Source organism: Achromobacter denitrificans NBRC 15125, assembly GCF_001571365.1.
GTDB lineage: Bacteria > Pseudomonadota > Gammaproteobacteria > Burkholderiales > Burkholderiaceae_B > Achromobacter > Achromobacter denitrificans.
This window is the reverse complement of sequence record NZ_BCTQ01000014.1, coordinates 58,163-72,889: the sequence shown is the minus strand read 5'-3', so window position 1 is coordinate 72,889 and position 14,727 is coordinate 58,163. Positions and strand designations below refer to the sequence as shown.

The window sequence follows — 14,727 nt, the reverse complement described above, 5'->3', positions numbered from 1 at the left end:
CTACAGCCTGGCGATCTCTTCGGCCAGCACGTCCACTGTATAGGCGATATCGTCCTCGCTGTGCTCGCTGCACAGGAAGAAGCGCAGGCGCGCCGACTGTTCCGGAACCGCCGGGTACAGGATGGGCTGCGCATTGATGCCGCGCGCGAACAGCGCGGCCGACAGGCGGGCGGCCCGCAGCGAATTGCCGACGATGGCCGGCACGATGGCCAGGCCGGCGCTGGTGCCGGTGTCGATCCCGGCGCGGCGCGCCCGCGCCAGGAAGCTGGCGCCGCGCGCCTGCAGCGCGGCCACGCGGTCGGGCAGCTCGCGCATGCGGCGCAGCGCCGCGAGGCTGGCGGCGGCCACGGGCGGAGGCATGCCGACGCTGTACAGAAAGCCCGGCGCCAGGAATTTCAGGTGCTCGACCAGCGCGCTCTCGCCCGCGATATAGCCGCCGCAGCCCGCCAGCGTCTTGCTGAGGGTGCCCATCCAGATATCCACGTCGCCGCCGTCCAGGCCGAAATGCTCGCGTATGCCATGGCCGCGCGCGCCCATCACCCCCAGCGAGTGCGCTTCGTCCACCATCAGGAAGACCCGGTGGCGACGCTTGATCTCGACGTAGCGGGGCAGGTCGGGGTAGTCGCCGTCCATGCTGTAGAGGCCTTCCAGCACGACCAGCACGCGCTCGAAATCGCGGCGGTGCGCCTTGAGCAGCGCATCGAGGGCCTCGGGATCGTTATGAGGGCAGGACAGACGCTTGGCGCCGGAGAGCTGTATGCCTTGCAGCACGCTGTTGTGGATCAGCTCGTCGTGCACGATCAGGTCGTTGGGCCCGAACAGCAGGCCCAGCGTCGAGACGTTGGTGGCGTGGCCGCTGACGAAGGTGACCGCCGCGTCCACGCCGTACAGCGCGGCCAGGGCCTCTTCCAGTTCCCGGTGCACGGACCGCTCGCCCGAGACCAGGCGGCTGGCCGACACCGAGGTGCCGTAGCGGTCGATCGCGATCTTGGCGGCGTGGCTGACGGCCAGGTCGCCCGACAGGCCCAGGTAGTTGTAGCTGGCGAAGTTGAGATACGCATCGCCGGCGATGCGGGTCGCGGCGGCGGCGTTGCCTTCATGCACCTTGAAGAACGGGCTGCTCACGCCGAGCCGGGCCGCGCCCTCGCTGATGATCCGCAACTGCTGGTAGCCGGGATGCAGGGCGAAGCGGTAGTGCTGCTCGGGCACCTCCTGTCCGCTCGCGGCCGCGGCGGCCGGCTGCCGGCCCGCGCTCTTGAGCTTGCGTTGCAGCGCGTCCTGGATCAGCCGCTGCTTGATGCCGGCGGCCAGGCCCGGGCGGCGTTTGTCCGTGACGTCCCGCGTCATTGCGTCAATCCTTGTCCGGCTTCCGCCTGGCCCGCGCGGACCCGGCGGGCGATCGCGTCCACGTCCTCCGGCGCCACCGTCTCGGCGTGCTGCGAGGCGAGGCGCTCGATATGCGTGGCGATGCCGTCGGCGTCGCCGCCGTCCTGGCGGCCGTCGCCGCGCAGGGCCTGGATCAGGCGCGCGGCCAGCTTGTCCAGCGTGGGACTTTCGCTGAGCGCCATGACGGGCAGGCGGATGCCGAAGCGGCCTTCGAGGGCCACCACCAGCTCGACGCCCATCAGCGAATCCAGTCCGATGTCGTACAGCGAGCGCCCGGGGTCGATCTTGTCGGCGGGCACGCGCAGGATTTCGCTGACTTCCAGCTTGAGCAGCTCGATGATGCGCGGCGCCAGTTCGGCGTCGTCCAGTTCCGCCAGTTGCGCCAGCAGGTCATCGGCCGAGTTGCCGTCGTCGCGGGCATCGCCGGCCAGGCGGGCGAGATCGGCGTAGCGCGGCGCCGACGCGGCCGGCAGATGGCGGGCCAGCGCGTGCCAGTCCAGCTCCAGCACGCCCAGGTCGTCCGCGCCGGACAGCAGCATGTCCTCCAGCGCCGCCAGCGCGACGCCGGCGGGCAGGGCGGAGCCGCCCATGCGGTGTTGCAGCGCCTGTTTGATCTGCTCGTTGCGCGCCAGGTAGCCGGCGTCGTCGATGGCGCCCCAGCGCGGGCAGGTCGCGGGCAAACCTTGCGCCCGTCGCTGCCGGGCCAGGGCTTCCAGGCCCGCGTTCGCGGCCACGTAGGCGCTCTGGCCGGGGTTGCCGAACAGAGTGGTCGCCGACGAGAACAGCACGAAGCAGTCCAGCGGATCGTTGCGGGTGAGTTCGTGCAGCAGCACCGCGCCGCGCAGCTTCGGCGCGAGCACGCGCGCGATCCGCGCCTCGTCCGCGCCCTGGGCGAGGCCGTCCTCGATGACGGCCGCGGCGTGGATGACGCCGCGCAGGGGCGGGAAGTCGGCGCGCGTCCGCGCCAGCAGGGCGTCCAGGGCGGCGGCGTCGGTCACGTCGCAGGCTTCGGCCATGACGGATATGCCGCGCTCGCGCAGCGCCGAGACGGCCTCGCGGGCCTCTTCCGAGGCCGGGCCCGCGCGTCCCGCCAGGACCAGGTGGCGGGCGCCCTTGTCGGCCAGCCATTGCGCGGCTCGCAGGCCGAAGCCGGAGAGGCCGCCGGTGACGAGGTAGCTGCCGTCGGCGCGAAGCGCCAGCGCGGGCCGGGGGCCGGGCGCCGCTTCGGGCAGGCCGCGGCGGTAGGTCACCACCACCTTGCCGATCTGGCGCGACTGCTGCATGTAGCGGAAGGCGTCGACGATGTCGCGCGCCTCGAACACGCGCTGAGGCAGCGGGCGCAGCGCGCCTTCGCCGAACAGCGCCATCATTTCGCGGTACAGCGTGCGCGCCAGATCGGGGCGGCCGGCGAGCAGCTGGTCGGCGTCGATGCCGAAGTAGCTGATGTTGTTGCGGAAAGGGCGCAGGCCGATGCGGGTGTTCTCGTAGAAGTCGCGCTTGCCCAGTTCCAGGAAGCGGCCGAAGGGCGCGAGCACGTCCAGGTTGCGGCGCACGGCCTCGCCCGCGAGCGAGTTGAGCACCACGTCGACGCCGCGTCCGCCGGTCTGTTCGAGGATCTCCTCGGCGTACGACAGCGAGCGGGAATCGTAGACGCGGGACACGCCCATCAGCCGCAGGAAGTCGCGCTTTTCCTCGGTGCCGGCGGTGGCGTGGATCTCGGCGCCGCGCCACTGGGCGTACTGGATGGCGGCGATGCCCACGCCGCCGGCGGCGCCGTGGATCAGGACCTTTTCGCCCGGCGCGAGCCGCGCCAGGTGGTGCAGCGCGTAATAGACCGTGAAGAAGGTGCTGGGTATGGTGGCGGCGGCCTCGAAGGTGACGCCTTCGGGGATGGCGGCCACGGCCGTGGTGCCGGTGGTGACGTGGTCGCCGAAGCTCGCGGGGCCGAAGCCCATCACCGCGTCGCCCGGCGCGTAGCCGGATACGGTGGCGCCGCAGCGCGTCACGGTGCCGGCGAATTCCAGGCCCAGGGTGGGGCCGGCGTAGCCGTTTTCCAGCGCTTCGTCGGCCAGCAGGCCCAGCGCGTACATCACGTCGCGGAAGTTCAGGCCGGTGGCGTGGACGCGCACCTCGACCTCGTCGTCGGCGGGCGCCGGCCGTTCATGCGATTCCCAGCGCAGGTTGCGCAGCTGGCCCGGCAGTTCGAAGCCCAGCTTGCGCACCCGCGGACCGCGCGCGACGTCCTCCGCGGCGCGGGGCCGGGCGGCGGCGCGCAGGCGCGGCGCATAGCGCGCCCCGGCCGCCGCCAGCACCAGTTCCTGCTCCGCGTCGGGCTCGCGCAGTTCGTTCATGATCGCGTCCAGCGGCGCATCCTCGGCCGCCGCGGGCAGGTCCAGCAAACGGACCGTGACGGCGGAGGATTCATTCATCAGGCTGCGGCCATAGCCGGCCAGGGCCGCGCCGGCGATGCCGCGGGCGCCGCCCTCCGGCGTGCCGGCGGGAGCACGGGCTCCCGCCGTGAGCAGCCACAGCGTGGCCGGACGGCCATGGCGCTCGCAGGCGCGCAGGGCCGACGCGGCCAGCGCGCAGCGATGCGCGGCCGCGCCGTCCTCATCGGAGTACAGGCCGGCGGCATGGACCACGTGCTCGTAGGCGCCGGATAGAGCCAGCGCGGGCAGGGTGTCGGCGCCGGCCTCCGCGTCCAGGGGCAATTGGGTGGCGTCGCGGCCGCTGGCGCGCAACGCCTGCGTCAAGGACGAGGCCAGTTCGGCGCCGGGGCCGGACGCGTCCGCCAGCAGCAGCCAGCGTTCGGCCGAGAGCGACGGCGGCGGTTCGGCGGGCGCGGTCTCGGGCAGTTCGCCCGCGCGGGCGAGCAGCACGTAGGCGCCCGCCATGGCGCCGGGCGCCAGTTCCAGCGGCGCCTCGCAGGCGCAGCCCAGGGCTTGCAGCTCCTGGCGCCAGAAGGCCGGCGTCTGCTGCATGGAAAGCTTGCCGCCGTCCACGGCGTCGATCCACCACGCGGCCAGCGTGCCGAACGCGAAGTCGGCCCAGCGCGCGGGGTGGTGCGCCACCAGCACCAGCGCGGCGCCCGGCGCGAGGCGGGCGCGGGCATCGTGCAAGGCGGCGCGGGCGTCGGCCAGGCTGGAAAAGTTGCATTGCACGACCGCGAGGTCCACCGCCGAGTCCACCGCGCGGTCGTCCTCGTCCGGATCCCCGATCAGGCGCACCGAGGCGTCGGGATGCTCGGCCAGCCTGGCGACTGCGGCTTCGCGGCCGTCTTCGTCCGCGGCCGCATAGCGGTAGTCGGCGCGCCGGAAGTCCAGCGCGGCGCAGCAGTCGGGCCCGAACCAGGGCGCGTGCGCGCCGATTTCCAGGAGCCGCAGGCGGCGTCCTGGCGGCAGGGCGTCCTGGGCGGCCGCGATCGTGCCGGCCAGGGCCTGCGCCAGCTGCTGGCGGGCCGGCGCGGCGAGCAGATGGCCGGCCAGGTCGCGGTGGGTGAATTGCGAGGCCGCGACCGCCTGCGCCGGATGCTGGCCGCGCAGCATTTCGGGCAGGTGCAGGCCGATGCGGCCGGCGGCCAGCGCCGGGCCGAAATGTTCCGGATACTCGCGGGCCAGGGTGTTCCAGATGTCGGCGGCGGCGGGTTCGCCGGCTTCTTCGGGCACGAGCGCCCAGCCGGCTTCGGCGCGGGCCGCGTGGCCGGAGGCCTCGGCGCGGTGAAGCAGCATGTCCAGGAAAGCGGCCAGCCCGGGCGCGCGGGCGCGGTGCCGCGCCAGCGCGTCGTCGTCCAGCCGGTCTTGCCCGTCCGCCAGGGCGCGCAGCGCCTCGATGCCGTAGCGCTCGCACAACGCGTCCAATAGGGGTTCGGCTTCTTCGGCGTAGCGCGCGTAGCAGTCATCCTCGGCGGCGCGTTGCAGCGCATCGGACAGGGCCTGTCCCAGCCCCCGCAGCGCGACGCCGGAGGCGGCGCCGGCGCGAGGCCGCGGCGTCAATGCCTCTTCCACGAAGCCGAGGCGGTCTCCGGCGGCCTTCAGCAGGCGCACGCTGCGCAGGCTGACCTCGGCAAGCGCGGCCACCGGCTCGCCGTCTTCGGCGTACAAGGCGATATCGACCGTCAGCGCATGCGCGGAGCGCCGCCGCAGGCGCAGTTGCGCGTAGCGCGGCGCCGCGGCGTGGGCATGCAGCGACAGCCTGCCGATGCGGACCGGCACGAACGCCAGGCCCAGGCCGGCCAGGGCTTCGTCCTTCAGCAGGTGGGCGGCCAGCTGGAACGCGCTGTCCAGCCTCGCGGGCGCCAGGTGCGCGCCGTCCGTCCCGTCATCGGGCCGCAGCGCGGCGAGCACGGTGTCCGCGTCGATGCGCCAGCCGCGTTCGATCAGCCGGTAGGCCGGGCCATAGTTCAGGCCGACGGCGCGTGTCAGCGTCTCGTGGTCGACGGCCAGGAAATCGGGCTCGCGATCGGGCGGCGCGAGCAGGGCCGCGCGCAGCCGCGATCCGCCGGGCTCGGAGAGCAGCCGGGCGCTGGCATGCAGGGTCCAGCCGTCTTCGCCGCCCAGCTCGCGGGCCTGGATGCGGATCCGCCCGTCGTCGGCTTCGATCGCGGTGCGCACCAGCTTGGACGGCGAGGCCGCCAGCAGCAGCGGAGCGTGGATCTCCAGGTTTTCCAGTTCGGCGTACTCGGCCGGGTGCCGCTGGAGCGCCGCGGCCAGCGCCACTTCCGCGAAACCGGCGCCGGGGAAGACCACCGCGTCGCCCACGACGTGGTCGCCCAACGCCGGCTGCGCATGCGTGTCGAGCTGGTTTTCCCAGGCCGCTTCGTGCTGGGCCAGGCGGTAGCCCAGCAAGGAGTGCACCCGGTGGCGCTGGAGCAGGCCCAGCGATTCGGGGGAGTCCGGATGCCAGTGGCGCTCGCGCTGCCAGGGGTAGGCCGGCAAGGCATGGAAACGACCGGGGCGCGGAAAAAGCCGTTCCCAGCGCACTTCCGCGCCCGCGAGCAGGGCTTGGGCCGCCGCCGCGCGGATCCTGGCCGGATCGTCCTCGCCGCGGCCGGCCGTGGCCAGCACCCGCCCGGCGCGTTCGGCGCGCTTGAGCGCGTCGTTGACATAGCCGCGCAGCACCGCGTGGGGGCCGACTTCGATGTAGAGGTTGCAGCCCTCCTGCACGGCGCGCGCGGCCGCCTGCTCGAAGCGGACCGGCTGGCGGATGTTGCGCCACCAGTAGCCGGCGTCGAGCTGCTCGCCGGGCAGTTCGGCGCCGTTCACCGCCGAATAGAACGGGCAGGCGGCGGGGCCGGGCCGCAGCCCGTCCAGCGCCTCGGCCAGTTCGGCCTGGAGGCCGTCCATGGCCGGGCTGTGGAAGGCATAGTCCAGGTCCAGCCGCTTGCTCGCCACGCCGCGCTCCTGCAGGGCGGCCTCCAGGCGCGACAACGCCGCCTTGTCGCCGGCGATGGTGGCGCCGCGCGAGCTGTTGTAGCCCGCCACGAACAGGTCGGAGACGAGTCCGAGTTCGGCCAGCAGGGCCTGCGCGCTGGCGCCGTCGATCCCCACGGCGCTCATCTGGCCGCTGCCCTTGGTGAGGCCTTGCAGGCGGCTGCGGTGGTGGATCACGCGGACCGCGTCGGGCAGGGACAGCGCGCCGCAGGCCCAGGCCGCGGCGACCTCGCCGACGCTGTGCCCCATCACCGCGACGGGTTCGATGCCCTGGCGCGCCAGCATGCGGGTGATGCCCACTTGCAACGCGAAGAGCGCGGGCTGCGCGAATTCGGTGCGGGCAATGCGCGCGGGGTCGAGGCCGCCCGCCAGTTCCTCGGCCAGGCGGTAACCGGCCAACGGTTGGAACAGGGCGTCGACCTCGTCGACGGCGGCGCGGAAGTCGGCATCGTCGAGCAGGCGCCGGCCCATGCCGACCCATTGCGAGCCGTTGCCGGAATAGACGAAGACGGGGCCGTGGGCGTCGGGCAGTTGCTCGGCGGTATCGAGGGCGGCGCCGGCCTCGTCGTCGGCGTAGCGCCGCAGCGCGGCCGCGGCGTCGGTGGCCTGCCCGTCGCAGTTCACCAGGGCGCGGTACTCGTGCCAGTCGCGGCGGCGCGCCGCCTGGTAGGCGGCATCGTAGCGGGCCTCGGGGTCCAGCGTGTCGAGATGCGCGGCCAGGTCGCGCGCCGCGGCGCGCAGCGCCTGCGGGCTGCGGCCCGATACGATGAGCGGGAAGCGTTCGGCGCCGGGCGCGTTGGCGCCGGCTGCCGCTTCGGTGTCCGCGTCGGGGCTATGCAGGATCACGTGCGCATTGGCGCCGCCGAAGCCGAACGAGTTCACGCCGATCACCAGGCGTCCGGAGGCCGGCAGCGGCTGCGGCCGGGTCACGATGTCGAGATTCCATTCCTCGGCGAGGATCGCCGGATTCAGCTCGCGGATGCCGATGGTGGCGGGCACCAGGCGGTGCTTCAGGCTGTAGACGGCCTTGACCAGGCCGGCCACGCCGGACGCCGCTTCCAGGTGCCCCATGTTGCTCTTCACCGAGCCGATGGGCAGGGGCCGGTCGGCGGGGCGCGACTGCCCCAGCGCTACGCCGATCGCGCGCGTTTCTATCGGGTCGCCCACCGGCGTGCCGGTGCCGTGGGCCTCCAGGTAATCGATCTCGCCGGGCGCGATGCCGGCGCGGGCGTAGGCCGCGCGCAGCAGGTCGGCCTGCGCCTCGGCGCTGGGCACGGTCAGGCCGGACTTGCGGCCGTCGGTATTGATCGCGGTGCCGGCCACGACGGCCAGGACCCGGTCGCCGTCGGCGAGGGCGCGGTCCAGGTCCTTGAGCAGGAACAGGCCGCCGCCTTCGGAACGCACGTAGCCGTCGCCCGACGCGTCGAACACGTTGCAGCGGCCCTGGCGAGACAGCATCGAGGCCTTGGAGAACACCAGGAAGCCGTAGGGATGCAGGTGCAGGCTGATGCCGCCAGCCAGCGCCTGCGAGATCTCGCCGGTTTCGATCGCGCGGCAGGCGTGGTGGAAGGCCACCAGGGAAGACGAGCAGGCGGTGTCCATGGCCAGGCTCGGGCCGCGCAGGTCGAACAGATAGGAAATGCGATTGGCGGCGATGCTGGTGGCGTTGCCGGTGGCGAACGACGCGTCGACCACGCCCAGGTCCTCGGACACGCGATGCGAGTAATCCGCGCTGGCGATGCCGACATAGACGCCGCAATCGCTGCCGCGCAGGCTCGAAGGCTTGACGCCCGCGTCCTCGAACGCTTCCCAGGCGAGCTCCAGCAGCACGCGCTGCTGCGGATCCATCAGGCCTGCTTCACGCGGCGAGATGCCGAAGAAGCCCGCGTCGAAACCGGAGACGTCGCCCAGCGAGCCCGCCGCGCGCGAGTAGGCGGTGCCGGGGTGCTCACGCAGGGGATGGAGATAGGTGTCCGTGGCCCAGCGAGTGGGATCGATCTCGGTGACGAGGTCGCGGCCTTCCAGGAGGTCGGGCCAGTAACGGGCGGTGTCGGTGCTGGGAAATCGGAACGAGAGTCCAATGAGAGCAACACGCTTTGCCATGTGGAGTCCTTCTAGCAAGAGCTGGTTGACAGCGTAATGAGGGGCCTCTGCTGCAAGAGGGAAGGCCGGCGGGCGGGCCCGCGGACGGGCGCGCGCGGGGGCGTGCGCAGGCCGCGGCGCGCGCCGCGGCTCGGTTCGTGGCAGGCTGCGGCGCCCGCCGGCTGCGTTCAAGTCGGGGGGATTCTAGGGGCCATACGACCCCGAAATATTTCAAGTCCCGACATTCTTATTGCCAACGTTGCGCGTGCCGGGACCGGCCGCCGGCGCGCACGAAGGGAGCCCGGGGCCTCGCCCGCAAAGCTGGAACGGCTTATTACATGGTTGTCAGCTCGTTTACACGTCATGAGCGAGGGCCGGCGGGCCCTGCGCGCTCATGCGTGTTGCGAGAGCGGCCGCGCGGGGATGGGAGCGATGCGTTCGGGCGGAGGCGAGACGCGCCAGACCGCGCGCCGGCGCAGGGCGCCGAGCAGCTTGAGGCCCTGGGGCCATTCGCCCAGGCCGCTGTCGGCATTGATGTGGCCGGCGCCCGGCACCACCACCAGCCGGCTGCCCCAGTCGCGGGCCAAGCCGCGGGCCCGTTCGAGCTGGCAATAGGGATCGTTGTCGCTGGCCACCACCACGCTCTGGAACGGCAGCGACTGGCGCGAGATGGGCGCGAACGCGGCAAGGCACGCGGGCGCGCCGTCGCGCTCGACGTCGGCCGGCGCGACCAGCAGCGCGCCGGCGACCTTGGCGCGCAGCGGCACGGGCAGGGAGGCGCTGATCACGCATCCCAGGCTGTGCGCGATCAGCAGGACGGGGCTGCGCGCCTGGCTGACCTCGGCCGTCAGCGCCGCGATCCATTCGGAGGGCGCCGGGTGTTCCCAGTCGCCCTGCTCGACGCGGCGCGCATGGGGCAGCATGGCCGCCCAGCGCGATTGCCAGTGTTCGGGTCCGGAGTTTTTCCATCCGGGAACGATGATCGGTTGGAGTCTCATGGCGGCCATGATGCCGCGCCGCCTAAGTAACGCAAACGAATAAATCGTCTTTTGCATATATGGCGGCGGGTATAAGCCGGAGCGGGAAAGAATGCGGCGGCGCAATAAGGCGAGGCGCGTCAAATCGGCCCCGGAACGGGCCCGGAATCCCCGATTTTTCAGTGTATGCTTGCCCTGCAATCGCAATGCAACCGGGCGTGACCAGGGCCAAGTGCCGTGCAACAGGCAGTCCAGCAGGCGTGCCGGGCCTGGAAATGATCCGGCGTCCGCTCGGTGCACAAAACTAACGATTACAAATCATTAGAGGAGTCCAACATGAAGCCAGTATTCCGTCTGACCCCGGTCATCGCCGCCTTGGGCGTCGCCGCGGGCATGGCCTTTGCCGCGGGAGCGCAGGCGCAGACCATCAAGATCGGCGTCGTCGGTCCCACCACCGGCGCGGTCACGCAGTATGGCGATATGGTCCGCGAAGGCGTGGACACCGCCGTCGAGCGCATCAACGCCGCGGGCGGCGTGAACGGCAAGAAGCTGGAAACCGTGGTGATCGACGACGGTTGCGAGCCCAAGCAGGGCCCGGTCGCCGCCAACCGCGTGGTCAACAGCAAGATCGGTTTCGTCGTGGGCCACGTGTGCTCGGGCGCGACCATCGCCGCCGCCGACGTCTACAACAACGAAGGCGTGGTCATGGTGACCCCGTCGGCCACGTCGCCGGCCCTGACCGACGGCAAGAACTACGAGTTCATCTTCCGCACCATCGGCCGCGACGACCAGCAGGGCCCGGCCGCCGCCAAGTTCATCCTGGAAAAGATCAAGCCCAAGAAGGCCGCCGTGCTGCACGACAAGCAGTCGTATGGCCAGGGCATCGCCACCGCCGTCAAGAACGACCTGGAGAAGGGCGGCGTGCCCGTCGCGATCTTCGAAGGCATCAACGCCGGCGACAGCGACTATTCCGCCGTCATCACCAAGCTGAAGAGCCAGGGCGTGGACTTCGTCTACTACGGCGGCTACCACCCCGAAATGGGCCTGCTGCTGCGCCAGGCGGCCGAGCAGGGCGTGAAGGCCAAGTGGATGGGTCCGGAAGGCACGGGCAACCCGGACATCAACGCCATCGCCGGCGACGCCGTCGAGGGCATGCTGCTGACGCTGCCGGCCGATTTCACCCAGAACGCCGCCAACGCGGACATCGTCAAGGCCTTCGAAGCCAAGAAGCGCAACGCCAGCGGCGCCTTCCAGATGACGGCCTACGCGGCCACCCAGGTCATCGCGGACGGCATCAAGGGCGCGGGCTCGGACGACCCCACCAAGGTCGCCAAGTACCTGCACGCCAATTCCTTCGATACCCCGATCGGCAAGGTGTCCTGGAACAAGCAAGGCGACCTGACGAACTTCCAGTTCGACGTGTTCACCTGGCACAAGGACGGCTCCAAGACCGTCTACAAGTAATCCCAGGCGGGCCTCCCGGGCCCGTGGCGGCGGCGCGACCCGCCTGCCGTTCGATACCAGGCCGGGCCGGAAGCGACAGTCTTCCGGCCCGGTTTTTCGTGTTTTTATTGTCTGGACACCATGACCAAGGCTTTGCTAGTCGAAGACGATCCGAAGCTGTCGCGCCTGATCGCGCAGTTCCTGGAGCAGCACGGGTTCAACGTCGCCCAGGCGTACCGCGGCGATCACGCGGTGGAGGCATTCCGCCGCCATGAGCCAGCCATCACCATCCTGGACCTGATGCTGCCCGGCCGCGACGGCCTGCAGGTCTGCCGCGACCTGCGCGCCTTCTCGGCCGCGCCCATCCTCATGCTCACGGCCCGCGAGGACGACCTGGACCAGATCCTGGGCCTGGAGTCCGGCGCGGACGACTACGTCATCAAGCCGGTCGAGCCCCGCGTGCTGCTGGCGCGGGTGCGGGCGCTGCTGCGGCGCCACAGCCAGGTGGAAGAGCCGCCGGAGCGCCTGGAATTCGGCCCGCTGGCCATAGACCGCCGCACCCGCGCCGTGGTCCTGGCCGGCGCCGAGGTCGATCTCACCACCATGGAATTCGAAATGCTGTGGGCGCTGGCCAGCCAGGCGGGTCAGGTGCTGACCCGCGACGACCTGCTCAACGCGGTGCGGGGCATCGAGTTCAATGGGCTGGACCGCAGCGTGGACGTCTGCGTGAGCAAGCTGCGCCGCAAGCTGGATGACGATCCGCGCGATCCGGCCCGCATCAAGACCGTGTGGGGCAAGGGCTATCTGTTCTCGCCCAAGGCGCACGAGGGCGGCGATGCTTAGGTTCGTCCTGCGGCTGTTCGTGGTGCTGGCGGTGGGGTTCGTGATCTCGAACGAGGTCGTGGACCGCTCCGCCAACTACTTTTTCGAACCCGTCAGCGGCGCCTACACGCGCGAAGCCGTGCGCGGCCAGATCCACAGCCTGGCGCAGGAATTGGGGCGGGTCCCGCCGACCGAGCGCGAGGCCTACGTCCGCGACAAGCTCGCGCCGCACTACGGCCTGGCGCTGAAGGTGGCGCCGGCCGACAGCTACGAGGCCAGCGCGGAAGAGCAGGCCGAGATCGCTTCCGGCCGGTTCATCATGCGCGACAAGATGCAGACCTTCGTGACCGCGCTGTCCGGCCCCGGCGATCAATGGCTGGAGGTCAGGCTGCCGCCGGAGCCGCCCGTCGGTCCCTGGGTGATGGCGGCGGTGTACTCCGCGCTGGGGCTGCTGCTGTGCGCCTTCATGCTGGTGTGGGCGTTGCCGATCTGGCGCGACCTGGAGGCCCTGAAGACGGCGGCGTTGCGCATGGGGCAGGGCGACCTGCAGGCCCGCGCCAGGCTGTCGCGCCATTCCAGCATCCGCAACCTGGGCGACACCTTCAACCAGATGTCCGACCGCATCAGCGCGCTGATCGGCAACCAGCAGGAGCTGACCAATGCCGTGTCGCACGAGTTGCGCACGCCGATCGCGCGCCTGTCCTTCGAGCTGGACATGATCGACCGCGAAGACGACCCGGCGGCTCGCAAGCGCCTGGTCGAAGAGATGAAGAGCGACGTGGCCGAGCTGGACGCCATGGCGTCGGAACTCTTGATGTATGCCCGCCTGGAGCACAAGGGCGACGGCGTCGCCTTGCAGCCGCAGGACGCGCGCGGCTGGCTCGATTCGGTGGTGCAGCACGCGGGCTTCGAGGCCGGCCTGTCGGGGGTGCGCTGCGAAGTGGCGCTGTGCCGGGTTCGCGAAGTGCACCTGCATCAACGCTACATGACGCGCGCGCTCTTGAACCTGTTGCAGAACGCCATCCGCCACGCGGGCGGGCAGGTCCAGGTCAGCCTGCTGGGCGCCTCGGCGCGCGAGTACGTGCTGATCGTGGACGACGACGGCCCGGGCATCCCGCCCGCGGACCGCGAGCGCATCTTCGAGCCCTTCATCCGCCTGGACGAAAGCCGCGACCGGGGCACGGGCGGCGTGGGCCTGGGGCTGGCCATCGTGAGCCGGGTGGCGCGCTGGCACAACGGCACGGTGCAGGCTTCCGAGAGCCCGCTGGGCGGCGCGCGCTTCGTCATCGCCTGGAAGACCGCCTGACGTCGGGAGACGTAAAGAAACTTTACAAACCCGCGCCGCAATCTTCACAAACTTCGTACAAAGCGGGAAAGATCGCGGCGCGGCGCCTGACTAGCATGGCGGCACTTCCTTTCAGAGGCTACGCCGCCCGCCATGTTCTCCCTGAGCCGCCTGCTTGCCATCGGGACGCTGCTTGCCGCCATCGGCGGCTGCCAGGGCCTGCCGCCCGCCGCGCCGCCCACGGTGGCCGAAGGCGACTATGTGGCGGTGATTGATTACCTGGCGCGCCGCATTCCCTACGACATGAACGCGCTGGACGTTCCGGGCCTGTCCATCGCCATCGTCGACGACCAGCGCGTGGTGTGGAGCACGGGCTTCGGCTACGCCGACCCGGAACGCCATCGCGGCGCCTCCGCCGACACGCTCTACCGGGTCGGGGCCATCAGCAAGCTCCTTACCGCCGCCAGCGTGCTGCACGCTGCCGATGCAGGCCGGCTGCCGCTGGACCAGCCGGCGGCGCAGGCGCTGCCCGACTGGGAGATCCAGCCGCGCCGCAATGCCATGCAGTGGCTGGGCGCGGATCCTTTTACGGCCTGGCGCCTGCTCGCCGTGCATCCCGCGGCGCCGGAAGACACCATGGGCCGGGCCCGCGCCGACATGGCGTACGCGCTCTTGGGCGACATGGTGGCGAGCCGGGCCGGCGAACCCTTCGACGCCTATGTGCGGCGGGCGATCCTGCAGCCCTTGAACATGCCGCGCGCGGGCTTCGTGCCCGGCCCGCGGATGCTGGAATTGCGGGCCTCGGGCCACCGGCGCGGCGAGCCCTGGACCGAGACGCCGCAGGCGAACGAGGCGGCCGACGGCCTGTGGCTCAGCGCCTCCGAGATGGCGCGCTTCTTCCGCATGCTGTTCGCCGATGGCGCCTACGAGGGCAGGCGCGTGCTGAGCAGCCCGTCGGCGCGCGCGGTGCTGGACCTGGAAACCGCGGCCGGCGGCCTGGGCCTGGAGTGTCGGCTGGCGCTGTCATGGCTGGCGCGCCCCTGCGAGGAGCCGCTGGGGGACGCCTCGCTGCGTCTGCACAGCGGCGCGACCGAAGCCTTCCATTCGCGTTTGGTGCTGGCGCCGGACGAGAAGCTGGCCGTGCTGGTCATGAGCAATTCCGATACCGGCGAGGCGCTGGTGGCCTCGGTGTCGTCGATGGCGATGGCGCTGATGCGCCAGGCCAAGCCGCCCATTGCTCAGCCTCGGTTCCCGGAAACGCTCCCATGAAGTGGATTTGCCCGCGATTCGCCTGCCTGCCCGG

At 71.3% G+C, this 14,727-nt stretch carries 7 protein-coding genes; 4 read left to right on the top strand and 3 right to left on the bottom strand.

Going from position 1 to position 14,727, the window contains the following annotated elements:
• From ADE01S_RS13730 to ADE01S_RS13720, 3 genes are all read right to left on the bottom strand, one after another.
• Nucleotides 1-1,347, bottom strand: a complete 1,347-nt coding sequence (locus ADE01S_RS13730; protein ID WP_062682251.1) for an aminotransferase class I/II-fold pyridoxal phosphate-dependent enzyme — start codon at nucleotides 1,345-1,347, stop codon at nucleotides 1-3.
• A complete protein-coding gene (locus ADE01S_RS13725) occupies nucleotides 1,344-8,918 on the bottom strand; it encodes a type I polyketide synthase (protein ID WP_062682250.1) in 7,575 nt (2,524 codons plus the stop codon). The genes ADE01S_RS13730 and ADE01S_RS13725 overlap by 4 nt, the downstream gene beginning before the upstream one ends.
• Nucleotides 8,919-9,289: 371 nt before the next feature.
• A complete protein-coding gene (locus ADE01S_RS13720; RefSeq protein ID WP_062682317.1) occupies nucleotides 9,290-9,895 on the bottom strand; it encodes an RBBP9/YdeN family alpha/beta hydrolase in 606 nt (201 codons plus the stop codon).
• 315 nt (nucleotides 9,896-10,210) lie between these two features.
• On the opposite strand from ADE01S_RS13720, the gene ADE01S_RS13715 reads away from it, so the two are divergent.
• From ADE01S_RS13715 to ADE01S_RS13700, 4 genes are all read left to right on the top strand, one after another.
• Nucleotides 10,211-11,338 carry a branched-chain amino acid ABC transporter substrate-binding protein gene (locus ADE01S_RS13715; RefSeq protein ID WP_062682249.1) on the top strand — a complete coding sequence of 376 codons (1,128 nt, stop codon included), beginning with the start codon at nucleotides 10,211-10,213 and terminating at the stop codon, nucleotides 11,336-11,338.
• Nucleotides 11,339-11,458: 120 nt separating this feature from the next.
• The gene (locus tag ADE01S_RS13710) at nucleotides 11,459-12,160 is read left to right on the top strand and encodes a response regulator (protein ID WP_082775790.1); all 702 of its coding nucleotides are present in this window, start codon (nucleotides 11,459-11,461) and stop codon (nucleotides 12,158-12,160) included.
• Entirely contained in the window at nucleotides 12,153-13,445 is a 1,293-nt protein-coding gene (locus tag ADE01S_RS13705) for an ATP-binding protein (RefSeq protein WP_062682247.1), read from the top strand. Before ADE01S_RS13710 ends, ADE01S_RS13705 begins: the two co-directional genes overlap by 8 nt.
• A 132-nt stretch (nucleotides 13,446-13,577) precedes the next feature.
• Nucleotides 13,578-14,693: a serine hydrolase domain-containing protein gene (locus ADE01S_RS13700; RefSeq protein WP_062682246.1), complete on the top strand. Its 1,116-nt coding sequence runs from the start codon at nucleotides 13,578-13,580 to the stop codon at nucleotides 14,691-14,693.
• Nucleotides 14,694-14,727 lie beyond the last annotated feature (34 nt).